The sequence below is a fragment of the Shewanella sp. AS16 genome, assembly GCF_021412365.1.
In the GTDB taxonomy this organism is placed as follows: domain Bacteria; phylum Pseudomonadota; class Gammaproteobacteria; order Enterobacterales; family Shewanellaceae; genus Shewanella; species Shewanella salipaludis.
Genome location: NZ_JAKCLK010000002.1, coordinates 340097 through 366713 on the forward strand (window position 1 = coordinate 340097; position 26617 = coordinate 366713).

At 56.0% G+C, this 26617-nt stretch carries 18 protein-coding genes and 1 tRNA gene; 12 read left to right on the forward strand and 7 right to left on the reverse strand.

What is annotated here, in order from left to right; translation table 11 throughout:
• The first annotated feature begins 254 nt into the window (after window positions 1-254).
• From LZP73_RS06310 to LZP73_RS06330, 5 genes are all read left to right on the forward strand, one after another.
• Complete coding sequence (locus LZP73_RS06310) at window positions 255-911, forward strand: hypothetical protein (protein ID WP_234233624.1); 657 nt, start codon at window positions 255-257, stop codon at window positions 909-911.
• Between the two features lie 162 nt (window positions 912-1073).
• Window positions 1074-2003 (forward strand): tyrosine-type recombinase/integrase, encoded by a 930-nt coding sequence (locus tag LZP73_RS06315; protein ID WP_234233625.1) that lies wholly within the window; start codon window positions 1074-1076, stop codon window positions 2001-2003.
• On the forward strand, window positions 2000-4021 hold the full coding sequence (locus tag LZP73_RS06320; RefSeq protein ID WP_234233626.1) for an AAA family ATPase: 2022 nt from the start codon (window positions 2000-2002) through the stop codon (window positions 4019-4021). The genes LZP73_RS06315 and LZP73_RS06320 overlap by 4 nt, the downstream gene beginning before the upstream one ends.
• A gap of 22 nt (window positions 4022-4043) precedes the next feature.
• A complete protein-coding gene (locus LZP73_RS06325; protein ID WP_234233627.1) occupies window positions 4044-4541 on the forward strand; it encodes a DUF6641 family protein in 498 nt (165 codons plus the stop codon).
• 97 nt (window positions 4542-4638) lie between these two features.
• Entirely contained in the window at window positions 4639-5043 is a 405-nt protein-coding gene (locus LZP73_RS06330; protein WP_234233628.1) for a DUF2787 family protein, read from the forward strand.
• A gap of 207 nt (window positions 5044-5250) precedes the next feature.
• On the opposite strand, the gene LZP73_RS06335 is transcribed toward LZP73_RS06330, so the two are convergent.
• Window positions 5251-5337 (reverse strand) — tRNA-Leu (locus LZP73_RS06335).
• A gap of 543 nt (window positions 5338-5880) precedes the next feature.
• Here LZP73_RS06335 and LZP73_RS06340 point away from each other — a divergent pair.
• Window positions 5881-6009, forward strand: a complete 129-nt coding sequence (locus LZP73_RS06340; RefSeq protein ID WP_169565600.1) for a DUF3149 domain-containing protein — start codon at window positions 5881-5883, stop codon at window positions 6007-6009.
• Window positions 6010-6095: 86 nt separating this feature from the next.
• Here the strand turns inward: LZP73_RS06340 and LZP73_RS06345 are convergent, their stop codons facing one another.
• Both LZP73_RS06345 and tcdA read right to left on the reverse strand, forming a co-directional pair.
• A complete protein-coding gene (locus LZP73_RS06345; RefSeq protein WP_234233629.1) occupies window positions 6096-6707 on the reverse strand; it encodes a superinfection exclusion B family protein in 612 nt (203 codons plus the stop codon).
• Between the two features lie 120 nt (window positions 6708-6827).
• The gene (tcdA, locus tag LZP73_RS06350; protein ID WP_234233630.1) at window positions 6828-7631 is read right to left on the reverse strand and encodes a tRNA cyclic N6-threonylcarbamoyladenosine(37) synthase TcdA; all 804 of its coding nucleotides are present in this window, start codon (window positions 7629-7631) and stop codon (window positions 6828-6830) included.
• 522 nt (window positions 7632-8153) lie between these two features.
• Between tcdA and LZP73_RS06355 the strand changes: the two genes are divergently transcribed.
• Window positions 8154-9182, forward strand: coding sequence for a porin (locus LZP73_RS06355; RefSeq protein WP_234233631.1), 1029 nt, complete (start codon window positions 8154-8156; stop codon window positions 9180-9182).
• Window positions 9183-9520: 338 nt separating this feature from the next.
• Window positions 9521-10549 (forward strand): porin, encoded by a 1029-nt coding sequence (locus LZP73_RS06360; protein ID WP_234233632.1) that lies wholly within the window; start codon window positions 9521-9523, stop codon window positions 10547-10549.
• 129 nt (window positions 10550-10678) lie between these two features.
• Here the strand turns inward: LZP73_RS06360 and LZP73_RS06365 are convergent, their stop codons facing one another.
• On the reverse strand, window positions 10679-11335 hold the full coding sequence (locus LZP73_RS06365; RefSeq protein WP_234233633.1) for a thiopurine S-methyltransferase: 657 nt from the start codon (window positions 11333-11335) through the stop codon (window positions 10679-10681).
• A gap of 132 nt (window positions 11336-11467) precedes the next feature.
• Here LZP73_RS06365 and LZP73_RS06370 point away from each other — a divergent pair, with 132 nt between their 5' ends.
• On the forward strand, window positions 11468-13276 hold the full coding sequence (locus tag LZP73_RS06370; protein ID WP_234233634.1) for a protein kinase domain-containing protein: 1809 nt from the start codon (window positions 11468-11470) through the stop codon (window positions 13274-13276).
• Between the two features lie 18 nt (window positions 13277-13294).
• On the opposite strand, the gene LZP73_RS06375 is transcribed toward LZP73_RS06370, so the two are convergent.
• The 3 genes from LZP73_RS06375 to LZP73_RS06385 all read right to left on the reverse strand — a co-directional run bounded on the left by LZP73_RS06375 (window position 13295) and on the right by LZP73_RS06385 (window position 21050).
• Window positions 13295-15715 carry a zinc-dependent metalloprotease gene (locus LZP73_RS06375; RefSeq protein WP_234233635.1) on the reverse strand — a complete coding sequence of 807 codons (2421 nt, stop codon included), beginning with the start codon at window positions 15713-15715 and terminating at the stop codon, window positions 13295-13297.
• 36 nt (window positions 15716-15751) lie between these two features.
• Window positions 15752-19462, reverse strand: coding sequence for a response regulator (locus LZP73_RS06380; protein WP_234233636.1), 3711 nt, complete (start codon window positions 19460-19462; stop codon window positions 15752-15754).
• 193 nt (window positions 19463-19655) lie between these two features.
• Entirely contained in the window at window positions 19656-21050 is a 1395-nt protein-coding gene (locus LZP73_RS06385) for a PhoH family protein (protein WP_234233637.1), read from the reverse strand.
• A 407-nt stretch (window positions 21051-21457) separates the two neighbouring features.
• Here LZP73_RS06385 and rapA point away from each other — a divergent pair, with 407 nt between their 5' ends.
• The 3 genes from rapA to LZP73_RS06400 all read left to right on the forward strand — a co-directional run bounded on the left by rapA (window position 21458) and on the right by LZP73_RS06400 (window position 26614).
• Window positions 21458-24358: an RNA polymerase-associated protein RapA gene (rapA, locus tag LZP73_RS06390; RefSeq protein ID WP_234233638.1), complete on the forward strand. Its 2901-nt coding sequence runs from the start codon at window positions 21458-21460 to the stop codon at window positions 24356-24358.
• 149 nt (window positions 24359-24507) lie between these two features.
• Entirely contained in the window at window positions 24508-25413 is a 906-nt protein-coding gene (locus LZP73_RS06395) for a DUF3530 family protein (RefSeq protein ID WP_234233639.1), read from the forward strand.
• 205 nt (window positions 25414-25618) lie between these two features.
• A complete protein-coding gene (locus LZP73_RS06400) occupies window positions 25619-26614 on the forward strand; it encodes a response regulator (RefSeq protein ID WP_169565588.1) in 996 nt (331 codons plus the stop codon).
• The last annotated feature ends 3 nt before the right edge of the window (window positions 26615-26617 follow it).

The window sequence follows — 26617 nt, forward strand, 5'->3', positions numbered from 1 at the left end:
GTAGTTGACGAAAACGAAAACCAAGTTAACTTTGACTTCAGGACAATTGACTTAGAGTTAATTCATGAATAGACGCATACACTTTTGCATCCGCACAAGCCAAATGCCACACCCAATAACGCATTGATAAATAATAAATTTACGTGCATGTGGAAATATTTCTCTTCAAGATGTCATTGAGGACTCAAGTTTAATTGGGCAGAGATATCGGCTTCTCAAATGTCGGACTATACGGAAAAAGGATATTTAAATTTATGAACGAAGCATATGGAACTCAAGACAACCCCGTAAGAAGGTTGCAAGATAATCTGAAGCGAGAAAAAATCTCGCTATGTAAAGATATTTGTGAAGAGGGGTTAGAGACTGCACCCGATTTGAATAAGCTAAGAGGAGCTTCTGGCTACAGCGATGATCGTTATACCTTTATATTCAATATCATCACCAATCAACAATTGAGCTCCAATGCAATCAGAGTAGGGTGTTTTTTATACATTCATCAAGAGTTGAAAGTTGATGAATTCCTCTTTGACCTATCAAAAATTGGGCAGAAATTTAGGGATAAAAGATTAGCAGGGGGATGCCGTGACGACTTTGTACACATCATCTCAGCAAAAAATACTGATCCAGAATTGTACTGGATGCAATTCACAAACTTTCTCAAGCTGCTCGAACATGTTGGTATTATGCTAACAAGAGCAGAAGTCATTGACTCTCTTATTGAATTGCATGAGTTCTACTACATTACGGCTACAGACATATGCTACGAAAACAGTCTGAAACGTTATAAAGAAACTGGGCAGGTAAAAAAGCTCTGTGCAGATACTGAGCTCGTACATATCCACCTAACCACATCAATGCAAAAAGTTGCACTAACAAAAAAGTGGACTTCATATACTCCCAATCGCTACTAATTACTTCGTAGCGTCAACCTCACCTCAGGAAGCCGTGTCAAAAACACCGGCTGAAACATCGCTTTTCCAGTGATACCATGGCCTTATAGCATGGTATCGCTATTCCCCATCTTTTCAATCCACTATCTCAAAAATTTCAATCTGAATCTACTGGAGTTAACTATGACAGAAGCGACTCCGTACGCGCTGTATTTGAGCCGGTTGTCGGCTACAAGTCAGCGCTCTATTCATTCGCAGATGCGCAGCATCGGCAAACTGATGGACTGGCACAGCAGTGAACTTGAACAAAAGCTCTCTGTTATCAACTATCAGCAAGCGATGCAGCTCAGGGCACTGATGGTGCATGCCGGCTGGTCGGCGCGTTCCATCAACAGAGCGATGACAGCTATCCGCAACATCGTCAAAGTCGCAGTATTGATGGGAAAAGCAGATGTTTCCCAAGTTGCGCATATCGAGACGATAGGACAGATGAAGCATGGACAGCATCAGGGAAATCCGCTCACAAACGAGCAAGTGACAGCGCTGTTTATACGACTGAAAGAGTGCAAAACTGACTATGGGAAACGGACGTTCGCAATCTTTGCGCTGTTCCTCGGCACAGGACTCAGACGCAGTGAACTTGCTGCGCTAAAGCTGTCAGAGTTGGACTTAGCAAAGCAAACACTGACAGTGGTCGCAGGTAAGGGCAACAAGAGTCGCATTCTGTTTCTCCCTGCCTGGGTAGAGCAGGCTATGGTCGCTTGGCTAAAGGTCCGTGGTCAGCAGCAAGGCTATCTGATTTGCAAATGCAGTCTGACAGGGATAAAGCGAACGGGAACGGCTGTCAGTCCAGATACTTTGTATCGCATCGTCCGGGAAACACTGTCCGAGCTTAGCGTCCCAGGAGTTTCTCCACACGACCTTCGCCGTACCTTTATTACTCGCTTGCTATCGCAGCACATCGATATCAACACAGTCCGGCAGATGGCTGGACACGCTGATATCAGTACAACAACGCTATATGACAAACGAAGCGATGACTTTATGCGACAAGCAGCAGCGAAGTTGAACTTTGATGCGCCGCCGACGCGTAAGCACAGGAGGCAGACATGATTAAGCGAAAACGTTGCTTGAGAAACAACAAGAAGTGTCAGTTTCTCGCATCTCATTACGCTGCGCTGCTCATGAATGAGACGTGGCAAAAGGATTTCTCGCTGTCTGGAACTACACTCAGAATCCTGACAGGACAAGAAGCAAGTGTGCATCAACGTTATCAGTGGGATGACATCACCGCACTGCTTCCTGCGGAAGATAACAGTCCTGTCGTATCCGAGACTGTGCAACACAACGCAGCGTTTCTCTGCCGCACCTTTGAACTGATGAAGCATGCTGAAAAGATGTTGGAGTTCATTATTGTGATGAGCAGCAACGATGGATTGCAGCATGTGACGCAGCAACTTACAGATTCAGATCCTATGGTGCTGGAGCGCACGCTCTGTGCTCATTACAACATCACACAAGACGACTTCAATAACATCCTGAAGACGCTGACGGACTTCCAGCTGCTCTGTGCGTCATCGACATATCATCTCGGATTACTGCGTCTCTCCGGACGCTTAGCGAATACACTGACGGCGCTCAAATTGAACGAGCCTGCCGAGCTACTGTCGGAAGTGACTGTCCAAAGTCCTGCAGCAAAATTCACGCTAAAGCAGTTTGAGCATGTCGATGTTCAGATGCTGCAACGCTATCTTGCTGCCGCGATCAAACGGCAGCTTAAAGGGATCAATATTCTGCTGTATGGAGAGCCCGGCACCGGCAAAACGGAGCTAGCCCGCACGCTCGCAAAGTCCATCAATCGGCAGCTATTAGAAGTCCGGAGTGCCCATGTAGAAGAAGGACACTTGCTCGATGACATAGGAACGGGCTCTCCCTCTCGCAGGCGGCTCGGCTCCATGAACATGCTGCAATCATTGCTAAAGCACAGTCACAGCACTCTGTTGCTCGTCGATGAATGCGAAGGACTGTTTGATGACATCAGCACTGTCTACACGAAAGAAGCGTTTATGCGCCTGCTGGAATCCAATGCTGTTCCCGCGATTTGGATTACCAACCATGTGGAGCTGCTGGAGCAAAGCTTTGTACGCCGCTTCAAGCTTGTGATGGAACTGCCTGTGCCGGATGAGCACTTCTATTATCGGATGAACAAGCCGATGTTGAGTCCGTTGAATGTTACCAAAGAGTTTATGTTGCAGCTCGCAGGGCGCTGTCACGTATCGCCTGCCGTAATTGCGAATGCTATTCATATTGCGAGGACATTAGAACTCCAAGGAGAAGAAGCGGAAACGCTGATAGACAGCGTGATTGCATCGACACAGAAGGCAAGCGGCAAGGAGATATCCAGCACTCGCTATCAAGGAGATATCGCGTTCGATCCTGCACTGTTCAATCTCAAAGGGCAGAACGCAGATTCAACACTCGCAGACATTGAATTTGCTGTCAGTGAAGGATTGCCGGTACGGGTACTGCTTTCTGGACCACCTGGGACAGGAAAAACCGCCTGGCCGCACTATCTCGCGGAGTGCATGGGACTTGATGTGCTGCACATCAAAAGCTCGGATGTGCTCAGTAAATATGTCGGAGACAGTGAGCAAAAGCTTGCTACGCTGTTTCGCGCTGCACAACAATCGCAGCAGCTCATCTTACTCGATGAAGTCGACAGCATCTTATCGAAACGCGAGAGCGCGAATGCGGTACACGAAGTGCAGCTCGTCAATGAGTTGCTGTCACAGCTCGAATGCTGCCAAGTTCCCGTGTTTGCAGCAACGAATCATCTGAATGCGCTGGATAGCGCTGTGATGCGTCGTTTCGACTTTAAATTGGAATGTGACTATCTCACTCAGCAACAAAAGGAACTGCTGTATCGACAGACGCTGCAACTGAGAAAGCTGACTACAGATGAACAGTCTGCCCTTGCCAAACTTGCGTACCTGACACCCGGCGACTTTGCCATTCTTGCGCGCCGGACGATGTTTCAACCCAACCATAACCACAGAGCCAATGCTGTTGATTTGCTGAGCGCGGAGAACAACCGCAAGCAAGTGCAGCTCCCCATCGGATTCATCCGATAGCCCACCGATAGAGGAAAACAACATGTCCAATGTATTGAGTTCGCTCAAGGTCGTCGTTCGCCCTGAAATTGCCCCTAAGCCACCTGTACTGGGGAAACGCATGAAGATGCTGGATAAGCTCGAGATGCAACTGGAAATGGCGGAGTGCGATGTCGCCGGTAAGCCGTTTGAGGCATTCCGCGAGAAGACAGTGAAAGATCCAGAGACTGGAGAACGGAGGACTATCCGCCGTAAATACAATGTTCGCCCTTGGTACTACGACTGTGATGGGCACTACTTTCTCGAAATCAGAGTCAGCGGCAAGGTCATTGAGCTGGAAAAGGGAAAGCCCACCATTGATGTCGGAGACCAAGCCAAGCTACCTGACACCATCAAGCTGATTATCGATGCCGTTGAGAAAGGTGAGCTTGATGAGTTTATCCTCAAAGCCGCCAAATTCCCTACCAAGAAGGCTAAAGCCGGCGCAGAAGCAAAGAGTGAGGCTAAGAGCGACACTCCAGCCAAAGTCACTACTAAGTAACGAAATGTAAGGGGGAGATACCCTCCCCCCATTTAAAAAGTCTGAATAACAAATCAACCATCGCTCAACATCAAGAAAATCCGACCGAGGACACAAGATGAATACCATTAATAAAGAGCTGGCTTTGCCAGTTTCTGACAAATTACTATTGGCATTAACCCCATTTATCAGCAACCAACCTCACAGGGCCGTTACCATAAACTTTCGTGATCCGGATTACAGCCCACAACATGGTGGTTTTCATCCAGTTGAAGTCAGGTTAGAGAAACAAGCGCAACAATGGTGCTTATGCTATATCACCGACTTTTGCTACGTCGGGCAGGGAGACTATTGGGAACTGGCAAAAGAAGTGGACTTCGACTTTGGCTGTGGCCTATTCCAAAGCATTAACGGCGTATTCACCTTAGAAACAGCCACGGAGATATACCAACTATGGGAGCAAAACTTCTTGTGCTACTGGCAGGAACTTGAGGTGTTTGAGGTCAACGTATCGCCGGGTTAACACTCAAAACCTTATTAACCAGGTAAAGTGGCTTGCAAAAAGATTAGAATGACCTGCAAAAAAAGTTCATTTCGTAGATGGGAACGCTGTGGTTGCAGACGCACACAACTGAGCAGGCCAAGAAAAAGAATGGGTAATCATTTATTTTAAATACAAAAAAACCGACTCTAGGTCGGCTTCTTATCTCACTCTTATCACAAGAAGAGATGGTACCAGAGGTCGGACTCGAACCGACACGCTTTTAAGGGCGGGGGATTTTGAATCCCCTGTGTATACCAATTTCACCACTCTGGCACATTTTACTAGCTTCAAAAACTTTGCAAATCTTTGCAAGGATTTTGGATGTTAATTATATTCAATTAACGTTTTACTTCAACAGCTTAGTGAATTTTATTTCGTACACACTGTGAATTTTGAATCCCCTGTGTATACCAATTTCACCACTCTGGCATTATCTTGACTCATCAGCATGGAACCCGGATTGTCGGTCCTTGCTAAGTGAAGCGAATTATACCTTCGCAAATGCCGATGGCAAGACTTTTGCCATCAGTTTCAGCCAAAAGCCGCTCAACCGCTCAAAAATCATCCCAAGATCCTTGCTGAGCCTCAAGCTCGCCGGGCGGCAGGAAACACATCCCGGGTATCTCTGGGTCTCGCCTCTGCCCGCCAATCGACAAGCGCGCGCATTAAGGCTGAAAAACATGAGCCAGATCATCTTATTGGCGATATAAACCCGGGACCAGGCGAAATCCACCACAACACTTGATCGAGATCAGTTTATTGCCCGACCTGGGGGGCTATCTTAAACGGGACTTCACAGGAAAGAGGATTTCAATCATGGCATTCTGGTTAGATTTGATGTTTGGTAACCCCATAGGATTACTGTCTATGCTGGTCATTTTCAGCACATTCGGGATCATTTCTTATCTGATGTGGATGTTTGTGGTTAAGTCCGCCAAGCCTTGACTGGTCCAAGTCATACTGCAATCTTGACTCATGTTCGGGGGGGCCTATGCCCCCTCTTTTTTTCATGTCTGCAATCTGGCGACTCGCTAGGCCGCGTGCTTTCTCGGTTGCACCATGCCATTGATGAACTGAGGCCTGGCCTTGAGCAGATGTTGTAACTCTTCCTGGCTCGGTGCTCCCGAAGGCAACCTCAGCACATCCCGATTCAGATAGAGTCTCGCCTTCATGGAAATCTTATAGTCCGCCGTCGGTCCCTGGATGGCATAGTGACGTTCATTCCCCAGGCCTTCCAGGATACAGGTCTCCACCAGGCTCCTCACCGCCAGTTCATTCTTCGGCAACGTCAGTATGGTCGCACCCTGGATGAAAAATTCCCGCAACAGCGCCCGTTCGGCGGGATCGAGCAATTGCACCTTGGCCTCTATGGTCTCGACCATGCGCTTATCGCTCAGGTAGCGGATGGCTTCATCCAGCAGGAAGTTCAACACCAGGCTGAAGAAATAGGCCACACTGACTATCAGCCCGAGACCAACGAAATGCGCATTGGCACTGAGGATATCATTCAGGGCAAGCGCCGTCAGCATGGGTTGAGGTACGAACAGCAAGGCAGCAGATGAAACCAACAGCCACAACATAGATCTAAAGACCAATGTCTTGGTTTTGAAGAACTTACTCGAATCCAGTTTCAGTTTTAACATAGCGTCATCCAGCGTCAGAATTTTGAACCTGGATAAGCTTAAGCAAAGTTGATGCCATAAACTGAAAATGTACCCCGTCCTTGGCGTCCCAAGCATGGGGACCCAAGGAGCCAAACAGCCCTACTCGGCCGAAGCGGCGGCCAGCTTAGTCAATACCCGGCTGGCGGCGACGAAGCCGAAGGTGCCTGTGACCATGGTCACGGCGCCAAAGCCAGAGGCGCAGTCCATGCGCATGCTGCCATCGGCGGCGGCCTTGGTGTTGCAGACACTGCCATCGGCCTGGGGATAGACGAGTTGCTCGGTGGAAAATACCGCTTCGATGGCGAAACGCCGCGCCAGATTCTTCGAAAAATTATATTCCCGCCTCAGCAGGTTGCGCACCTTGGCGAGCAAGGGGTCCTGGTAGGTCTTGGCCAGATCTGTGACCTGGATCTGAGTGGGATCCGTCTGACCGCCGGCGCCGCCGACCGTCACTATGCGGATCTTCTGTCGCTTGCACCAGGCTATCAGCGCCGCCTTCTGCTTGACCGCATCTATGCAATCGACCACATAGTCGACAGTGCCGCCGTCTTTGCCGCCGACAAAATGCTCACCCAGGTTATCCAGGGTAATAAAGTCTTCGACCTCATTGACCCGGCAGTCTGGGTTGATCTCGCGAATGCGCTGCGCCATCACGGCCACCTTGGACTCACCTATGGTGCCGGTTAAGGCGTGGATCTGCCTGTTGGTGTTGGTCACACAGATATCGTCGAGATCGATCAGGGTCAGCTGGCCTATGCCACTGCGGGCCAGGGCTTCTGCCGCCCAGGTGCCGACCCCGCCGATCCCTACTATGACCACATGAGACCGGGCAAACTTATCCAATGCCCCATGGCCATACAAACGACCTATGCCGCCAAAGCGATTCTGATATGCCTCAGACATACTACCAACCTCAATATGATGAGCCGCACCTGGACTTGGCGGCTCGGGTAAACATCTGCCGCTCGGCAGCCTGGGCTGCAGGCCGGGCAAAACAACTATAGGCGGGGATTTTAAACGAATTCGGCCGAAAAACTAACGCTATCTTGCACCCGGGCAGGCGCATCGCCCCATCCGCCTCACAGCCCCAAGCCATAGCAACATCCCGCAGCTTCGATACCCAGGTGAAGCTTAAGGCGCAACAAATACAAAGTGTCCATCTTAGACAAACACTTAGGTCGAAAAAAAACGGTTGCGTTTATGTCATATAACGGTCACAAATACAGACTGAGTCAATTAGCCTAAGGTCCTATATTAATCGGCCACCAGAACGCTAGAGTTTGACTTGTCACACAAGTTTACGTCATAAAATCTGTCACAATCGGCCATCGCTTGATTTCCCAATAAGCGATTCATACCAAGTTGTTACCACACAAAACCATTAAAAGATGGTAAATGAACCTAGGTTCAAGGGAGCATGAAACAATGAAAAAGAATCTTATCGCTGCGTCAGTAGTCTCCGCACTGACATTGATCTCCTTCGGTGCGCTAGCCGATGGCCCAAGTTTTTACGGTCGTTTGGATCTCTCGGTCGCCAACTCGGATACAGGCGCGACCACCCAGAACAAGAAAGATGGCACAGTGCTGGAGAGCAACTTCTCCAACCTGGGGGTCAAGGGCAGCGAGCAGCTTGCCGAGGGGTTCGATATCCTCTACCAGATGGAATTCCAGGTTGAAAACACCACCCAGACCAAAGACAAGAGCGGCGATGACATAGTCTTCAAGGCGCGCAACACCTTCCTGGGGCTGAAAACCCAGGCGGGTAGTTTCCTGGTCGGTCGTAACGATACCGTCTTCAAGCAATCCGAAGGCGGCGTGGATCTGTTCGGCAACACCAATGCGGATATCGACCGCCTGGTTGGCGCCCAGACCCGCAGCGCCGACGGTATCTGGTATTACTCACCCAAGATTGCCGATCTCATCACCCTCAATGCCACCTACCTGATGGAAGATAATCAGGCATCCAACGACAGCCAGTACGCCATCAGCGCCACCCTGGGTGACAAGAAACTCAAGGCGCAGAACTATTATGTGGCGGCCGCCTACAACAAGGGCATCAGCAACCTGGATGCCTACCGGGGCGTGGCGCAGGTGAAACTGGGTGACTTCAAGCTCGGCGGCCTGTACCAGCACTCGGAGGACGCGACAAACAGCGCCATCGACGGCAACACCTACTTCGTCAACGTCAGCTACAACCTCAACGGGGTGAATCTCAAGGCGGAATACGGCAAAGACAGCGCAGGTTTCGGTAACTATTACAAGAACATCAAGGGTGAGTCTGGCACGGACATAGACGTGCAGAACATCATACTGGGTGCCGACTACCGCATCGCCAAGTCGACCATGCTCTGGGGTCACTATGCCATGTATGAAGGGGATCACAAGGTTGCCGGCAACAAGGTCGACCTATTGGACGACGACGTCTTCACTGTGGGTGTGCGTTACGACTTCTAGTCGACGGCATTCACTCCATGTCGAGGCGGCCATAGGGTCGCCTTTTTATTTCCCCGCCGCGCAACAGGAGCCGCTGCGCCCAGGGCCAAAGGCTTGAGCGGTTTCCCACCCATCCGAGCGGGGAGAATGCGCGAGATCTCACCCAACAATTCGGCCCCGCCTCTATGGCATTTCACAAACACCCCACGAAATTAACAAGTTAACAAGTTAACAACACCCTGGCGTGGTAATTGCCTAAACAACAAGGGCCGAGTCTCCATGCGGCCTGCAGCGCCTGCACCTGGGCGCGGCTCGACACCACAACAATTACTATAAACTTAAGTTTCAGGGAGCTACACATGAACAAGACTCTTATCTCGACCTCTATTGCCTCCATACTCGCCATGGCGTCCTTCGGTGCGCTGGCCGATGGCCCAAGTTTTTACGGTCGTTTGGATCTCTCGGTCGCCAACTCGGATACAGGCGCGACCACCCAGAACAAGAAAGACGGCACTGTGCTGGAGAGCAACTTCTCCAACCTGGGGGTCAAAGGCAGCGAGCAGCTTGCCGAGGGATTCGATATCCTCTACCAGATGGAATTCCAGGTTGAAAACACCACCCAGACCAAAGACAAGAGCGGCGATGCCATCGTCTTCAAGGCGCGCAACACCTTCCTGGGGCTGAAAACCCAGGCAGGTAGCTTCCTGGTCGGGCGTAACGATACCGTCTTCAAGCAAGCCGAAGGCGGTGTGGATCTGTTCGGCAACAGCAACGCGGATATCGATCGCCTGGTTGGCGCCCAGACCCGCAGCGCCGACGGTATCTGGTATTACTCACCCAAGATTGCCGATCTCATCACCCTCAATGCCACCTACCTGATGGAAGATAATCAGGCATCCAACGACAGCCAGTACGCCATCAGCGCCACCCTGGGTGACAAGAAACTCAAGGCACAGAACTATTATCTGGCGGCCGCCTACAACAAGGGCATCAGCAACCTGGATGCCTACCGGGGCGTGGCGCAGGTGAAACTGGGTGACTTCAGGCTCGGCGGCCTGTACCAGCACTCGGAGGACGCGACAAACAGCGCCATCGACGGCAACACTTACTTCGTCAACCTCAGCTACAACCTCAACGGGGTGAACCTCAAGGCGGAATACGGCAAAGACAGTGCAGGTTTCGGTAACTATTACAAGAACATCAAGGGTGAGTCTGGCACAGACATAGAGGTGCAGAACATCACCCTGGGTGCCGACTATCGCATCGCCAAGTCGACCCTGCTCTGGGGTCACTATGCCATGTATGAAGGGGATCACAGAGTTGCCGGCAACAAGGTCGAGCTGTTGGACGACGACATCTTCACCCTGGGTGTGCGTTACGACTTCTAATCCGCTGATCCTGCTTCAAGCCGCTCCCGGGCGTCAGCCGGCAGGCATTGCACAAGAGTGAACAAGCGCGTTCGGCCCCTGGACAGGCCGGACGCGCTTTTTTACGGCCTGCAGGCCAGACGCTCTATACTATTTGCGCTCGAGTAGATAGGCAGCTTCGGTCAGCCAGGGAACCTGTTTCTTCACGAACCTGGGATTATCGGCCAGCACATCTTGGGAGACCAGCGGCCTTATCTCGAAATCCGCCGCCATATGGGTTGTCACCCAATCCGGCGAGACGGCGAAAGGCGGGCCACTCAGGCTGGCCTGGGGATAATCCAGGGTGACTAACAGCCCCTTGCTGCCGCCCGGCAACAGCTTGGCCAGCTGTTTGACATAGGCCAGGCGCATAGACTCGGGCCAGGCGATCAGCGCCGCCCTGTCGTAGAAGCCGGTCACCCCCTCAGTGACCTCCAGGGGCAAGCTGAAGATGTCGCCCTGGTAGATGCTCAGTTGCTCGGTATCGAAACGTCTGTGCTCCCCCTCCTGGCTCTGGCAGACTTCGAGCCGGTTGTCGGCAAAAAACTGCTCCACCGCCGTCAGCGACAACTCACAACCCAAGATCCTATGGCCAAGTTCGGCCAGAAAACACATGTCCAACGACTTGCCGCATAGCGGCACGAACACCTGCGACTCGGGTTCCAGCCCCAGCCTATGCCAATGTTGTTGCAAGAGGGCGTTCACTTCCTGCTGGTGAAACCCTATCTGCTGCTGCTGCCACTTCTCATGCCAAAAATCTGCTTCCATAGCCCCACTCCCGCGGAAAATTTGCCCTTACTCTAATGGCATTCGACCTCAGATGCAAAGCCGCGCCCCGACACCAGGTTAGGCTTGCCCCCGCGGCCGCCGGCTGGTTAAATGAGTGAAAAGGAGCCGCCATTGCCAACACCTCAACTGCAACATTTCTACATTTCCGAAGAGCAGTCAATTTACCTGCTCAAGGCCAACGACGCCCGTAAACATAAGGCCTGGATCCGTCTGTGCAAGCAGCAGTTGAGTCAGCTGGGTTACCGCGACATAGAGTTTATCGGCAAGGGAGCCTATGGCTTCGTATTCGCCGGTATCAATGCCGCCGCCCACTCCCATGTCTTCAAGTTTTCCCGCATCACCTTGCCCCAACAGGTCCAGGACAGGCTGGAGGAGGAGGCCTTCATGTTGTCCCAGGTCCAGCATCCGAATGTGCCGCCCGTGGTGAAGTTCGAGCGGGTCGGCAGACAAGGCATACTGGTGATGGAGCGCGCCCGCGGCGAAGATCTGGAACAGCTCTGTCGCCGCATGGGGGCCCTGCCCGTCGATATGATCATGGACATAGCCAGGCAGCTGGCCAATATCCTCTACTATCTGCGTACCGGCAGACCCCTGGTCCACGGCGATATCAAGCCTTCCAATCTGGTGTATGACATGGACAGGCAGCAGCTGTCGCTGATCGACTGGGGCTCGGCCGTCTTCGCCCAGAGAGATGAACATGACAGGGCGGTGGAAGGCGATGTGATGGCGCTGATGTCCAGCGATCACCAGCATACCAATGCCCGCATGGGTGATGTGTATTTCATCGGCGAGGAACAGCTCGGCGGCGCCCTCTCCAGCCCACGCTTCGATGAACAAGGGGTGGCGGCGACCCTCTATGCCCTGGCGTCGGGCCAGGCCAGCCGCTTCGGCACGACAGTGATCCCGCCCACCAGCATAGGACTGCCGGTGGAGCTGGCACGCACTCTGGATGCCATGTTGGGTGACGACCCGCTGCGGCGCAGGCAGGCAGGCGACTACTTTATCCGCAGCATGCGCCACAGCCACAGATTACACCTGCCGCAGCTGAGGCGCCCCGAGCCCCAGGCACAGATCCCTGTATGGCTGCAGAATCGCCACAGGGATGTGGAAACTGTGAGTTACAGCTCGCGCAAATCCTTCCTCAAGGAACATAACAGCCAGGATCCCATCGCCAGGATGGACGATGTGCAGCTGGAAAAATATTACCGCAATTTCCTCGCCGGCATGGGCGACACAGAGAAAGGCTTCATCGCCGCCGTCGGCCGCCTGGCCCACTATCCCATAGTGGGGGGACTCGCCATTCACTGGCAGGAAACTGGGGTGTTTATCGACTCTAACCTGGCGCTGTACGATGCCGGCGAGAAGGCGGCACTGGTGCTGGCGGTCAATAACATGGTGACCCTGGCCCGTGGCATCAAACGCATAGGGGTATTCAAGGCCTGTTTCTTCAACGCCAGGGACACACTGCACATAGAGCGCAGCGATACCAGCCAACCCTTCGAGGCCGACGCCGGGCTACAGCTGCCGTTCGAGGTCGGCGATGTGCCCAGCCTGGAAGACAAGTCCAGGCTGCATTCCTATTTCGAGGATGGCAAAGATCCGGATGAGAACCTGGAATTACCGGCGGAGATCATGGCCGAGCTAGGCAGGATCAACCAGATCCACCACACAGGCTGCATCATCTTCGAGGCCCTGCCCAACCACCTCAAGGTCCATAGCTACCTCAAGTTGCTCAATCCGAGGAAACAGGCGGCCTTCAGGGCCAGCCTCGACAGGATCCTGCACCATGTCGGCAAGATCCAGGGCCAGGGGGTCTCGGGCTTCATGAAACTCCCCTACAAGAATACCCGCCAATTCGAGCACCTGGACCGCCTGGCCGATGACTTCTATCCCCGCAATCCCAAGCAAGCCGGCATCTGAGGCTCGGCCGGCTCATGGCTAAATGGGCGAGCCCGGCGGCATGGGCAGCGGATGGGGCAACAGCTTGACACTGTCGTCCGCCAGCGCCGCGGCCAGGCCCTGCTGCAGCCAATTGAAATGGGCGGCCTGGTAATCGCTGCCCCTGTTGCTGAGGCGCTTGAGCTGCTTGATGCTGAAATTCAGCCTGTCTGCCAGCATGGCCTTGACCTCGGGTGAGCTCTGCTCGTCGTGCAGGCTGGCCAGCAGCTGGTCCATGACCACGGCATTGACCCGCATCCAGATCCCCTGCTCACTGCCCGTCTTAGGCTCCTGATACAGGGTCGCGGCCAGCAACTTGTCCACCAGCACCATCACAGACAATTGTTCGTTGTCGGCCATATGGGCCTGGGCCACCCGGTTGAGCCTTTGGGGCTGCAGCAGCTGGGCGACCGTGTGCCGGCTGAGCACCTCCGCCATGGCGAGGGGATCGCCTATGATCCCCAGCCCGCCGGCCTGGCTCTCCCGGGTGGCACCATAGTTGCCGGCCTTGGGCACCAGGATCTCCAGCACTGTCTGCGGCAGCTCCAGGCTGGCGGCGGATAAGCCGCCGAGCAAGGCGCTCAGGGCATCGAGCTGCAGCTGGGGCGCGGCATAATGCCAACGGCTGCCTTCCTGCGTCTGCTGGTAACTGTAGTCGGTTCCGCCTATGACCTTGGCCGCCGCCGTGATCTGGTAGCGGGTCAGCAGATAGATGGGCACCAGGGCATCGCTCAGCTCCCCCAGTGGCTCTCCCGGCAGGAGCGCCTGGGCCGAGAAGTTCTCCAGCGCCTGCCGCCTAACCCGCTCGAGCCGCACCAATTCGGCCACGGGATCGTCGCCGTTATCCCACAGGCTGGCGTGCATATTGCCGGCATTCGCGCCGCGGGAATCTGCCTCGCCTATGTATCTCAGGCCCTGGCGCGCCGCCTGCTCCAGCAGCCTGGCCTGCTCCTGAGTGTCGGCCGCCTCATCCCCATAGTCGCCGTAACCGTAGGCGATGGCGAACTTATCCCAGACGCCGACGCCCACTGAATAAGGGGCCGAGATGTCTATCTCCTGCCCCTTGAGCGTCACCTTGGGATAGGGGTAATCCATCACAGAGGCGTCGTCATTGCTCGAGGCGGCGAAGTTATGATCCAGCCCCAGGGTATGACCCACCTCATGGGCCGCCAGCTGGCGAATGCGCGCCAGCGACAGGGACAGCTGCGCCTGCCTGGCGGCCGCCCTGTCTTGCCAGCCGGCAGTCAATCCCCGGGCGATGAGATGATCCTGGCGCACCCTCAGGCTGCCTAGGGTGACCTGGCCCTTGATGATCTCGCCTGTCCTGGGATCTGTCAGTGATGCCCCGTAGGACCAGCCGCGGCTGGCCCTATGCACCCACTGGATCATGTTGTAATTGATGTCCTGGGGATCGGCATCTTCGGGCAGCAACTCCACCCTGAAGCCATCGACGAACCCCGCCTGCTCGAAGGCCCCCTGCCACCAACGCGCGCCATCGAGCAGCGCCGAACGTATGGGCTCAGGCACTCCTGGGTCCAGATAGTAGACTATGGGTTTGACCACCTTGCTCGGTGCCGCCCCGGGAGTGAGCTTCTGCAATCTGTGGCGGATCAGGTGACGCTGCACCAGGGGCTCATCCACCCGGCTGGCATAATTCACATACTCCTCGGACAGGAAACCACTCATGGGATGGTAGGCCCTGGGCTCGAAGCCGGCCTCGGGCAGTTCGACGAAGGAGTAACGCATGCGCACGGACATGGCGGTGCCATCCGGTGTCACCTGGGCCACCTGGGTCCCGGCGGTATCGGCGCTGAAGGTCAGCAGCACATCGACATCTGCATTGCGCTCGAACGACTTGACCCCCTGGGGCAAGACTAGCGAGCGGTCTCTGTCCAGCCGATAGTGACCTTGCCCCGTCTGGGCCAGCACCTGGCTCACACCGTGCAGATCCCTGATGACCAAGTCATTGATGGCCACCAGCGCGGGTTTGCCCTCGAGTACCTTGCCGCGCCACAGCACAGAGTCGGCGAAGGCCTCCTGCACCGCCCGGCGCTCGGCGGCATTGTCACTGTCCGCCCGGTAGCGGGTGTTGAGCTGCTTGAGGATCAGGAAGGGCCCCTGGCGCTCGAACTGCACCATGCGGGTTTGTCCCAACTGGCCCCGGTCCAGGCCTATGTCGTTGGAGCCGACGCCCTGGGGCAGGCTGGTCACCAGCAGGAAAGGGCTGTTGAGGCGGTTTGCCTCCAGGTACAGCTCCCCCCGCTCATCCGAATAATACAGGTTGATGAACCCCTTGGCCTTATGACTCTGTTTGACTATGGCGGCGGAACTCGTGTCTTGGCTTTTGGCCACGGCGGCCTGGGTCATGGTCAACAATGACACGCCGGCCAACGCCAGCAATCCAATACGTTGGGGTTTCATGCATCCTCCTGATAAAGACCAGTCGTGCTCCAGGTATTAGCCCTGGTCGTGCTGCGTCTTATGCTTAATCCAATGGTTTAAGGTTTCGAACAATTCGTTCAGCACTATCGGTTTGGTTATATGGGCATTCATCCCCGCGGCCAGGCTCTTTTCCCTGTCTCCCGACATGGCGTGGGCCGTCATGGCTATGATGGGCAACTGCTCTGTGGTGAAGCGCTGCCGCAACGCCTTGGCCGCCGTCAAGCCGTCCATAACCGGCATCTGAATGTCCATCAGCACCGCATCGAAGGGACGGCTATCCACTATGTCCAGGGCTATCTGGCCATTATCCGCCACTACGACTTCGTAGCCGGCACTCTTGAGCAGCTCGGTCGCCACCTGTTGGTTGATGAAGTTGTCTTCCACCAGCAACACCAAGCCCGAATGTTGGTCCGTATCCGCCTCGGTAATGGTCGGCGCCAGGTTGAGCTTCGGCTGCTCGGCGAAGGCCGTGATGATCTCATCGAACAGGGTCGAGGCCTTGAAGGGTTTTTGCAGCAGGGCAAATATCTTGTCGCCGTCGACCTCATGCAGCAGCGGCTCCGAGGCATAGGCCGTCATCATGATGATCTTCGGCCTCTGCGCCAGCTTACCTTCATGTTGCAGCTTATCTATGGCCTCCACCACTTCCTTGCCGTCCATGCCCGGCATCATCCAGTCGAGCAGCAAGAGATCCACCTGCGACTTAGTCAGCTTGTACAGAGCCTCGGCGCCGCTGGCGGCCGTGTCGACCTCGAAATTGAAGTCGCGCATCAGCGCCGAATAGATCTGCAGCGCCGACGGATTGTCGTCGACCACCAGGGCCCTCAGGTTGTTGAGCTGCTCAGGGATCACCAGCGGCGCCGGCTTGGCCTCCTCGGCTATCTCGAAGCTGATGGTGAAGCTGAAGGTGCTGCCGACGCCCGGCTCGCTCTGCACCTGCATCTTGCCGCCCATCATGGACACCAAGTGTTTGCTGATCGACAGTCCAAGCCCAGTGCCGCCGTATTTGCGGGTGGTCGAGCCGTCGGCCTGGGCGAAGGCGTCGAACAGCTTCTCCTGCTGATCTTTGCCTATGCCTATGCCCGTATCCCGCACCCAGAACTTGAGGGTGATCCTGTGATCCCGCTCGCCCACGTCCTCACAACCCAGCTCTATCTCACCCGACTGGGTGAATTTAACCGCGTTGGACAGCAGATTGATCAACACCTGCCCGAGTCGCAGCGGATCGCCCTTGAGTATCAGTCCTGCGGTTACGGGCGCATACAGCAAGAGTTCGACCCCCTTCTCCTGGGCCCGCAGGGCATTGAGATCCAGCGCATGATCCAGCACCTTATCCAGCGGGAAAGACACCCGCTCCAGCTCCAGCTTGCCCGCCTCTATCTTGGAGAAATCCAGGATGTCGTTGATGATCCGCAGCAAGGACTGGGCCGAGAACCCGGCCTTCTCCAGATAGTCTTTCTGCTGGTTCGTCAGGCTGGTGCGCTGTGCCAGTTGCAGCATGCCTATGATGGCATTCATTGGAGTGCGGATTTCATGGCTCATGTTGGCGAGGAATTCGCTCTTGTACAGGTTGGCCAATTCGGCATCCTGCTTGGCTTCCAACAAGGCCACCTCGTTGCTCTTGGAGCGGGTGATGTCTTTATGGGTGCCGAGCATACGCTTGGGCTGGCCGTCGGCGGTAAACTCGACCACGCGGCCGCGGGACAGCACCCAGTGATACTGACCTGCCTTGGCGCGCATCCTGAACTCTATTTCATAGGCACCGACGGGATCGGCCAGGTACTGATTGCGGTACTCCTGGACCCGGCTCCTGTCGTCCGGATGGATCAGCTCGTCTATGGCGGACAAGAGGGCCGGGAATTCGTTGGCCTTATACCCCAGCATGGAGTAATAGGCCGGATTGCAGATGATCTGCTCCGAATCCAAATACCAATCCCACAGGCCATCTTCCACCGCATCCATCGCCAGGTGATAACGCTCCTCCGACAGCCTGAGCTGCTCGGCCGATTCGTATTCCCGGGTCACGTCCCGCCATACGGCGATCAGTCCCAAGAGTTCGCCGCGCCTATTGTAGAACGGCAGTTTCAGGGTATCGAGCAGCACAGACTTGCCCGCCATCTCGACCTTTTCCTGGTAACGCAGCGGCATCCTGTCCTTGAGCACCTGTTCGTCTTCGGCCCGGATGCGCTCACCCAGCTCGGGGGAGGTCAGATCTTCCGACGACAGGCCGATCATCTCGCTCTCCGTATAACCCAGCATGCGCTCGGCCGACTTGTTGCAGCCGAGATAATTGCCTTCCTTATCCTTGAAGACGATCGCCTCAGGGATGGAGTCGAGCAGCGAGCGCAACAGGGCGTACTCACGCTCGCGCCGCGCCGTGGTCTCCTTCAGCCTGTCGGTGCGCAATGCCACCAGCTTGTCCAGGCGCTTATTCTGCTCCGCCAGGTGTTTGGTGTATTGCTGGTTCTCCTCGAAGATGCGACTCACCAACTGAAACCAGGGCGCCCAGCCCTGGGTGATCTTCTCCGGCGGCTTTCTCGGCTCCTGGGAACAGCCTTCCAGGTGCGACAGCAGGCGTGAGGCCGGGCTGACGAAGGAGCGCCGGGTCTGCCAGTGGACTATGGTCACCAGCACAGACAGGGCCAGCACCACCAGCAGGAAGGTCAGCTGCAGCTTATCCCTGGACTCCTGGAACAGGTCATCGGCCTTCTGCAGGTACAAGAGCCGCCAGGGGGCGTTATGCAGCGCCACCGAGTGGATATAGTAGCCGTTGCGTATCATGCCCTCGTGGGCATCGAACAGCTCGGACTCGGGCAGGGAATGCAGCTCGGATGGAATGCGTTGGCTGATATGATAGACACGGTTGATGTCGGCGGTTTCTATGTCGCTGTGGGAGAGGATGTTATTGCTCTGGTCCAGCAGGATAACCGTACCCGGCATCTTGAAATACAAGCGAATTTGCCGCGCCAGCGAGGCCAGGGTCATGTCCAGGTTGATGGAGCCTATGAATTCATCTTCCAGGTAGATGGGCACCCCCAGGGTCGTCAGCAACCCCTTGTCCGCGGGATCCACATAGGCCTCACTCCAGAACACGCTGCGCTGCGGGTTCATCGCCGGCGTGGCGAGCTGGAATTGCTTCTTGTTCAGCAACTCCTCACGAAATCTCTGTTCGTCCGAGGCCCAGGGGTAATAGGACATGATGCGGCGCTTGGAGATGTAGTAGATGGCCGAGGCCTTGGGGGCGGCTTCCATGGCGACAGGGAAAGACAGCGACAGCTCGAACAGCATCTCCAGTTCCTGATAGAACTTGTCGCTGCGGCCATCGAGCGAGCCAGAGCCTGTGATCCGGCCCATGTTGGTAAAGGGCTCGCCGCTCTGGGCGTAATTGGGTTCCAGGGTGAAGAACTTGCCACGCTCGTCGAACTTTTCGTACTTGGGAAACCTGTCTTTACGGACCAGCTCGCCCAGGCGCAAATGATCTATGGCCACATTGCGCAGGCTCTTCACCGCCCTGATGCTGGACTCGAGCAACAGATCCACCTGCAACACATGGCGGTCGACCTGCTCTTCACGCTGCAACATCTGCTGACTCTTCTGGCGATCGAAGATCACCCAGGCAGTCAACATCGCCATCAGGATCACCCCGATATAGGTATAAAAAACGGCGCGGTTATAGTTCTTCTGGATCGGCGATTTTAGCTGAAGATCCGGCTCACTGGTTTTCATTCACTACCCTTGGTTGCAGCACTCACGTCGCGGCTGGGAGCTGAGGCGACTCCTCTTTACCCGATGGATAATAGTATCAGGAAGATAATATCAAGCACATTAAATAATTACCGCCAACCAGGGCACAGAGGTGCCCCGGCGGATAAAATAAAGGCCTCCGGGATGGAGGCCTTGGCGCCAAGCGGCGAAGCCGTCAGAGGTGCTCCTCGGCGTATTCGGCCAGACGGGAGCGCACCACACCATTGAGGTAGATGTTGGCACTGCCTTCGAAGTTTTTGAAACGCTCCACTATGTAGGTCAGACCCGAGGTCACTGCGGTGAGATAGTTGGAGTCTATCTGCGACAGGTTACCGCAACAGATGAGCTTGGTGCCTTCGCCCATGCGGGTGATCATGGTTTTGATCTGCGAGGCGGTGAGGTTCTGGCACTCGTCGAGCAAGACCACAGAGTTTTGAATCGAGCGCCCCCGCATGAAGTTGATCGACTTGAACTGGATATTGGCCTTCTCCATGATATAACTCATGCTGCCCACAGGATTGGCATCATTCTTATGCAGTACCTCCAGGGTATCTGTCACGGCCGCGAGCCAGGGGGTCATCTTCTCCTCCTCTGTGCCCGGCAGGAAGCCGATGGATTCGGCAATTTCCGGGGTGTTGCGGGTGACTATCACCTTGTCGTACTGCTTGCGCTCGACCACCAGCTCCAGCGCTGCCGCCATGGCCAACAGTGTCTTACCGCAGCCGGCCGGGCCGGTGAGGATCACCAGATCTATTTCCGGGTCCATCAGGGCATGCAGCGCCATGCCCTGATAGATATTCTTCGGCTTGACGCCCCAGGCCTCTATGTTCGTCAGCCTGTCGCGTCCCAGGTCCAGTATGTGCAAATGGGTGTCGTTGAGTTCGGCCACCCGGCCGCAGAAGTCGGACTCCTCATCTATCAGGTATTGGTTGATATACAGGGGCTCGCTGTCGACATCCTTGAGCGGCACCTCATGCACTGTATGGCGTCCCTGCCTGGTGGTGGAGACCTTGTTCAAATGCTCCCAGAAATTCCCCTCGAAGATGTGGAAGCCTTTGCTCAGGAAACGTATGTCGTCTATCAGTTGATCGCTGCGGTAGTCCTCGACTCTCTCTATACCGGCGCCTTTGGCCTTGAGGCGCATGTTGATGTCTTTGGTGACCAGCACCACCTGCCGCGGATGATGCGCTTTTTGCAGATGCAGTGCCGTGTTGATTATGTTGTTGTCGTTGCTGTCGCCGGGCAAGGCGCCCTGGGTAAATTCTATCTGATGATCGGGGAAGATGGAGAGGGTACCGCTGGCATCGCTATGGCCTTCCCTTCTCGGCAAAGGTACGCCACTGACTATCTGTTCCGGGGTGGTGGGTCCGCCTAAGGTGTCTTCCAGCGCCCTGATGGCGACCCTGGCGTCACGGCTGACATCGCTCTTGCGATCTTTTATCTGATCCAGCTCTTCCAGCACAGTCATAGGCACTACGACATCGTGCTCCTTAAAGGAATAAATGGCTAAAGGTTCATGTAATAACACATTGGTATCCAGTACAAACAACTTTCTGTCGTCTTGTTCCATGGCGCCTCCAGAGTGCGTATTCAGCTGTCGATATCCATTCACCATGCCGCCGAGACTTGGCTCATAGCATGGCTAATCACCCGGCCAATCATGGCACTTATTACTCGCGGTAAGGCCTAACTTCTCCTCTATCCATAGGCTCTTAAGTCTTATACTGGCACCATTGCCGCCAAAGTCAATCCGCCTTTGAACGACAATTCCCCGAGCGCAGAACCAGTGTAGAAGCCGGCATGTGACATTCGGATGACATGTCCGCCACCCCAGAATAACAAATTCGTCGACCGGCTAATTTGTAATCTGTCGTGGCGCCAATTAGGCTTTAGGGACCCTCCCGGCGATGTTAATGTCACCCCGATTGGTATAACATACGCGCCCTTTGTGAGTCAGCCCGGAAATGAGAAATAAAGATGCCGTTCGCCTTAGGTCAACGTTGGATAAGTGATACCGAGTCAGAGCTTGGTTTAGGCACTGTTGTGCAGGTAGAAGGCCGCATGGTCACCCTGTTATTCCCCGCCACCGGAGAGAACCGCATGTTCTCCCGCAGTGAAGCTCCGCTTACCCGTGTCATTTATAATCCGGGCGACAAGGTCGAAAGCCATGAAGGCTGGAGCCTGGAGGTGGTCGAGCTGGAAGAGAAACAGGAGCTCATCATCTATCACGGCATTCACACCGAAACGGGTGAACCCGCCAGCCTGCGCGAAACCCTGCTCAACCACAATATCCGCTTCAACAAACCCCAGGACAGGCTGTTCGCCGGTCAGATAGACAGGCTGGACAGGTTCGGGGTGCGTTACCAATGCCAACTGCTGCGCCACAAGCTGGCCTCCTCGGATCTGCTTGGCCTGCAGGGGCCGAGAGTCGGGCTGATCCCCCACCAGCAGTGGATTGCCCATGAAGTAGGACGACGCTATGCCCCCAGGGTGCTGCTCGCCGACGAAGTGGGTCTGGGCAAAACCATAGAAGCGGGTCTCATCATACATCAGCAACTGCTGACCGGCCGTGCCGAGCGGGTGCTGGTGCTGGTGCCGGACACATTGCGCCACCAGTGGCTGGTGGAAATGCTGCGGCGTTTCAACCTCAGATTCTCAGTGTTCGATGAAGACAGGTGCGTCGAGGCCTATGCCGACAACGACAACCCCTTCTACACTGAGCAGCTGATCATCTGTTCGCTGGAGCTGCTGCGCAAGAAGAAACGCCTGGAGCAGGCACTCGATGCCGACTGGGATCTGCTTGTGGTCGACGAGGCCCATCACCTGGAGTGGACCGAAGAGGCGCCGAGCCGGGCCTACCAGATAGTCGAGGCCCTGAGTGAAGTCGTGCCTGGGGTGTTGCTCCTGACTGCGACCCCGGATCAGCTGGGGCACCAGAGCCACTTCGCCCGCCTGCGCCTGCTGGATCCCGACAGATTCTACGACTACGACGCCTTCCTCAAGGAGGAAGACAGCTATAAGGAGGTGGCCCTGGCCGCCGAAGCCCTGGCCGCCGAGCAGCCGCTGCCGGCAAGCGCCATCGCCAGCATCACCGCACTCCTGTCCGAGAAAGACATAAGTGCCAGCCTGCGCCAGATCCAGGGAACGGATGCCGATGCCCAGCAAGCCGCGCGGGATGAACTCCTGCAGGAGCTGCTCGATCGTCACGGCACGGGCCGGGTCCTCTACCGCAACAGCCGCGCCTCGGTGAAGGGCTTCCCCAAACGTTTCTTCCACCCGCAGCCCCAGCTGATGCCGGAGCAGTACCTGACCGCGGCGCGCGTCAGCGCCATGATGAACGGCCACAAGAGCCTGGAGGCCAAGGCCGCCCAGGCGCTGAGCCCGGAGAAGCTGTATCAGGAATTTGAAGACAACAGCGCCAGCTGGTGGAAGTTCGATCCCCGCGTCGACTGGTTGATCGACTTCCTCAAGAACCATCGCAGCAAGAAGGTGTTGATCATCGCCAGCCAAGCGGAGACGGCATTGAGCCTGGAAGAGGCGCTGCGGACCCGCGAAGGCATACAGGCGACGGTATTCCACGAAGGCATGTCCATCATAGAGAGGGACAAGGCCGGCGCCTATTTCGCCCAGGAAGAAGGCGGTGCCCAGGCGCTGATCTGCTCGGAAATCGGCTCAGAGGGGCGCAACTTCCAGTTCGCCAGCCACCTGGTGCTGTTCGACCTGCCGCTCAATCCCGACTTGCTCGAGCAGCGCATAGGTCGTCTGGACCGTATCGGCCAGAAGAACGACATACAGATCCACCTGCCCTACCTGCAGGGCACCGCCCAGGAACGCTTGATGCAATGGTACCACCAGGGACTGAACGCCTTCGAGCTGACCTGCCCAGGGGGACACCTGCTCTACAAGGAATTTGCCGAGCCGCTGCTCGATGTGCTGGGCGATGACGATGCCGACGCACTCGACACCCTGCTCGAGCAGACCCAGAAGCGTTACCAGGAGCTGAAACAGGCCATGGAACAGGGGCGCGACAAGCTGCTGGAGATCAACTCCCACGGCGGCGAGCGCGCCAATGCCCTAGTCAAGCGCCTGAGCGAGCGTGATGACGATACCCAGCTGATAGGCTCGGTGATCCGCCTGTGGGACATAATAGGGGTAGATCAGGAAGACAGGGGTGAAAACTCCATCATACTGCGTCCGAGCGAGCATATGATGTTCCCCACCTACCCAGGCTTGCCCGAGGACGGGGTGACAGTCACCTTCGATCGCGATACCGCCCTGTCCAGGGACGATATCGCCCTCATCACCCAAGAGCACCCCCTGGTGCAAACCGGGCTGGATCTGATCACAGGCTCGGAGACGGGCACCACCAGCGTCGCCGTGTTGAAGAACAAGGCCCTGCCCGCAGGCACCCTGTTCCTGGAACTCATTTACCTGGCCGATGCCTCGGCGCCCAAGTCGAGTCAGCTGTACCGCTATCTGCCACCTACCCCTATCCGGGTGTTGCTGGATAAGGGCGGCAACAACCTGGCCGACAAGGTCAGCTACGACAGCTTCGACAAGCAGCTGAGCGCGGTCAACCGCCACATAGGCAGCAAGCTGGTGACGGCCTCACAGCCGCTGTTGCACCCCTTGTTTGCCCAGGGTGAAGAACATGCCCAGGCCGAGCTGCAACAACTCCTGGTACAGGCCAGGGAGAAGATGACGGCTCAGCTCGGTGGCGAGCTCGAACGTTTGGAGGCCCTCAAGGCCATCAATCCGAACATACGCGACGCCGAGCTCGAGTATCTGCGCAATCAGATGAGCGAACTCAACGCCTATCTGGATGCCAGCCAGCTGCAACTGGACGCCATCCGCATGATCTTGGTCAGCCATGTTTGAGTCGGGACCGGCTCCTCGAATCTGAGGGGCCAAAGCTGAACCCCGGCCAACCGAACGCGACAAAGGAGCCCCTTCATGGGGCTTTTTTGTGCGTATCACACGCCAGTCGCGCTATACTCGCCCCAAGACACCTTGGACCCAGTGAGAATATGCCAGAGTACCGCTCCATATACGTCGGGCTGCTGCTGTTATTGAGCCTGGCCTTCCCCCCAGAATGCCGGTCGCAAGATGCGCCACAGCCCCAAGCGGCCGCCGCGACGGAAGGCGACAAGCAGCAGCGCCTGGCCTATTTGCCCGCCGCCGAAGTCGGGCAGATCCGCGTCGGGGATGAGTCGGTCGGGGTGCTGACACGCCCCTGGCAGGGAGAGCAACACCTGGGCGCCGCCCTGCTGTTGGCGGATCTGGGCTCGCCGCCGGATGCTCCAGGGCTTATCGACTTCCTGCGTCATGGCCTCAATCCTGCAGGTTGGGCCAGCATCAGCCTGACGCCGCCCAGGGCCAGGGCGGCGCCAAACTTCGCCACCGCCGCGACCGAGATAAGCAAAGCAGGTGAGGCGCAGCTGAGCTATGCTGCCGGCCACAGGACGCCGAAATTCTCCCGGGAACAGGACTCCCAGCATAAGACGGCCCAGGAAAACTTCCTGCAGCAGACGCTGACAGGCGTCGACGCCCTGAGCGCCGTCTATCCGGGAAAACGACTGGTGATCGCCGATGGCCAGAGTGCGGCGCTGGTGATAGCCCTGCTGCAGCAACAGCAGATCCCAGCGCCCGACATGCTGGTGGTGATCAATCCCTTCATCGAAGATGAAACGCAAAATCAGGCCCTGGCGGCACAACTGGCGAGCATCACTGTTCCCGTGCTGGACCTGCAGTCACCCGATGGCCACCCCGCCTCCCGGCTGACGGCCTTGCAGCGCCACACCCTTGCCTCGGTCCATGGTCCTGGACGCTATCGCCAGCAAGCACTGGCACTGGATCTGCGCCAGGCGACGGCCTGGCAGGAATGTTTGCAACAAATTAAGGGTTTCGCCTATCTCATCACCAGGCAGGGCTAGTCAGGCAAGCCCAACGCCTGGTGAGAAGCATTTGGCATCGACGGTCAAAAAGACTAACATGCTGTAAAATTGACAAGAGTCAAAAAAACGTCGCGCCATTGTGGTTAAAATGCCAATAGCGACAGGCCTTTAGAATTAGAATAAGCCAGCTCCTAAGCCGCAGCACCCAGGGGTCACGCCAACAGGACGAACCAAGGATCACTAGATGACAGTTCAGGTACTCATATGCGATGACTCGGCACTCGCCCGCAAGCAGATGGCACGCACCCTGCCCAAAGACTGGGACATAGAACTCAACTATGCCACCAACGGGGCCGAAGGCCTGGATGCGATTCGCGCCGGCAAGGGCGAAGTGGTCTTCCTGGATCTGAACATGCCCGTCATGGATGGCTACGAGGTGCTGCAGACGGTGCAGCAACAGGATCTGCCCGCCCTCATCATAGTGGTCTCAGGCGATATCCAGCTCAGGGCCCACCAGAAGGTCAAGGCCTTGGGGGCGCTGGATTTCATCCAGAAACCCGTCAGTGCCGATGCCATCAGCCACATACTGCAGGAATACGGCATCCTGGAGTTGGCCCAGACGAGCACCGAAACCCAGAGCCCCATGATAGAGGTCGACCTGCGCGATGCCTGCCAGGAGATAGCCAACGTCGCCATGGGACGCGCCGCCGATCTGCTGGCCAGGCTGCTCGATGTCTTCGTCTTGCTGCCCATACCCAACGTCAACGTGCTCGAAGTCAGCGAGCTGACCATGACCCTCAAGGCAACCGAGGCGAATCCGCAGATCTCGGCCCTATGCCAGGGCTTCATAGGCGCAGGGATCGCCGGCGAAGCCCTGCTGTTATTCCATGATGCCAGCTTTCAGGACATGGCCAAGCTGATGGGGCTGGCCAATCCAGACGATGCCAATACCGAAATCGAAGTCATGATAGACACGGGCAATGTGTTGATCGGCGCCTTCCTCAACGGCATCTCGGAGCAACTGGACATGAAATTCAGCCAGGCGCATCCCGTGGTGCTCGGCCGGCATTGCACGGTCAACGATCTCATTCACGACAACGCCGAGAAATGGCAACGCACCTTGGCGATGGAGATCAACTACCGCATCGAAGACCATGATATTCATTGTGATCTCTTGCTGCTCTTCACCGAAGATTCGTTACCGACGCTTAACTACAAGCTCGGCTACCTGCTCGATTAACCT

Excerpts from the sequence above, each read along its gene's own strand:
- LZP73_RS06310 (WP_234233624.1), top strand. The coding sequence starts at position 255 with ATGAACGAAGCATATGGAACTCAAGACAACCCCGTAAGAAGGTTGCAA.
- LZP73_RS06315 (WP_234233625.1), top strand. The coding sequence starts at position 1,074 with ATGACAGAAGCGACTCCGTACGCGCTGTATTTGAGCCGGTTGTCGGCT.
- LZP73_RS06320 (WP_234233626.1), top strand. The coding sequence starts at position 2,000 with ATGATTAAGCGAAAACGTTGCTTGAGAAACAACAAGAAGTGTCAGTTT.
- LZP73_RS06325 (WP_234233627.1), top strand. The coding sequence starts at position 4,044 with ATGTCCAATGTATTGAGTTCGCTCAAGGTCGTCGTTCGCCCTGAAATT.
- LZP73_RS06330 (WP_234233628.1), top strand. The coding sequence starts at position 4,639 with ATGAATACCATTAATAAAGAGCTGGCTTTGCCAGTTTCTGACAAATTA.
- LZP73_RS06340 (WP_169565600.1), top strand. The coding sequence starts at position 5,881 with ATGGCATTCTGGTTAGATTTGATGTTTGGTAACCCCATAGGATTACTG.
- LZP73_RS06345 (WP_234233629.1), bottom strand. The coding sequence starts at position 6,707 with ATGTTAAAACTGAAACTGGATTCGAGTAAGTTCTTCAAAACCAAGACA.
- tcdA (WP_234233630.1), bottom strand. The coding sequence starts at position 7,631 with ATGTCTGAGGCATATCAGAATCGCTTTGGCGGCATAGGTCGTTTGTAT.
- LZP73_RS06355 (WP_234233631.1), top strand. The coding sequence starts at position 8,154 with ATGAAAAAGAATCTTATCGCTGCGTCAGTAGTCTCCGCACTGACATTG.
- LZP73_RS06360 (WP_234233632.1), top strand. The coding sequence starts at position 9,521 with ATGAACAAGACTCTTATCTCGACCTCTATTGCCTCCATACTCGCCATG.
- LZP73_RS06365 (WP_234233633.1), bottom strand. The coding sequence starts at position 11,335 with ATGGAAGCAGATTTTTGGCATGAGAAGTGGCAGCAGCAGCAGATAGGG.
- LZP73_RS06375 (WP_234233635.1), bottom strand. The coding sequence starts at position 15,715 with ATGAAACCCCAACGTATTGGATTGCTGGCGTTGGCCGGCGTGTCATTG.
- LZP73_RS06380 (WP_234233636.1), bottom strand. The coding sequence starts at position 19,462 with ATGAAAACCAGTGAGCCGGATCTTCAGCTAAAATCGCCGATCCAGAAG.
- LZP73_RS06385 (WP_234233637.1), bottom strand. The coding sequence starts at position 21,050 with ATGGAACAAGACGACAGAAAGTTGTTTGTACTGGATACCAATGTGTTA.
- rapA (WP_234233638.1), top strand. The coding sequence starts at position 21,458 with ATGCCGTTCGCCTTAGGTCAACGTTGGATAAGTGATACCGAGTCAGAG.
- LZP73_RS06395 (WP_234233639.1), top strand. The coding sequence starts at position 24,508 with ATGCCAGAGTACCGCTCCATATACGTCGGGCTGCTGCTGTTATTGAGC.
- LZP73_RS06400 (WP_169565588.1), top strand. The coding sequence starts at position 25,619 with ATGACAGTTCAGGTACTCATATGCGATGACTCGGCACTCGCCCGCAAG.